Below are 1,051 nucleotides of genomic sequence, written 5' to 3' on the forward strand. Positions count from 1 at the left end.
CTAGGCCGTGTTTCATAGCTCGGGTCAGAGCCACTCGTTGATCGCGGCGACGTGGAGTGTGGCCTGGTAGCGCACGGCGAGCTTGTCGAACCTGGTGGCCATGGCTCGATGGCGTTTGAGCTGGTTGATGCCGCACTCGACGGCGTGACGCTGCTGGTAGATGTGGGCGTCGAAGGTCGGCGGTCGTCCGCCCTTGGACCCCTTCTTGCGCCGGCTGGCCGCCTGATCGATCTTGATCGGGATCGTGGCCGGGATGCCACGTCGGCGTAGGTGCTCACGGTTGGCGCGGGAGCTGTATGCCTTGTCCGCGAGGACCCGGTCGGGACGGGTACGGGGTCGGCCGCCGTCGGGCCGGGGGACCCGGATGCGGGCCAGGACCCGGGTGAACTGCGGGCTGTCGCCGCGCTGCCCGCCGGTCACCAGCATCGACAGCGGCTTGCGGCCCTGCTCGCAGGCCAGGTGCAGCTTGGTGGTCCAGCCACCCCGCGACCGACCCAGAGCGTGATCAGCCGGCTCGTCCTCGACCCCGCCCGGTGGTTCCTTCTGCAACTCGGGCTGCGTGCGGGCGCCGGCGGCGTGCTGATGCGCCCGAGCGATGGTCGAGTCGACGCTGACGTCCCAGGTGATCAACCCTGCGGCGTCGGCGCGGGTCTGCAGCCCGGTCACGATCCGCTGCCACACCCCGGCCCGTTGCCAACGGCGGAACAGCCCGTAAACCGTCTGCCAGGGCCCGTAACACTCCGGCACATCCCGCCAAGGCGAGCCCACCCGCACCCGCCACCGGACCCCGTCGATGAGCTGCCTCTTACTCCACTTCAGCGGCCGTCCTGGCTTCTTTCCCCTCGGCAGCAGCGGTTCCAACGCCGCCCACTGCACGTCAGTCAGGTCGAACCGCCTCGTCACCGGTATGGTGGCCACGAGGTCTCCGTGCTGATGGTCTGTCTTGGTCGATGAACCATCTACCGGAGACCTCACCGCGTATCGATCACCGACACGCCGAGATCCCTGGCCGGGGCTGACTGGCCAACCCCAGCTATGAAACACGGCCTAG

The 1,051-nt window shown here is 68.6% G+C and carries 1 protein-coding gene; it reads right to left on the reverse strand.

What is annotated here, in order from left to right:
- Positions 1-24 precede the first annotated feature (24 nt).
- The gene (locus ACY34I_RS40465) at positions 25-918 is read right to left on the reverse strand and encodes an IS5 family transposase (RefSeq protein ID WP_462760839.1); all 894 of its coding nucleotides are present in this window, start codon (positions 916-918) and stop codon (positions 25-27) included.
- Positions 919-1,051: the final 133 nt, after the last annotated feature.

The sequence above is a fragment of the Micromonospora sp. RTBAU3-60 genome (genome assembly GCF_054963695.1).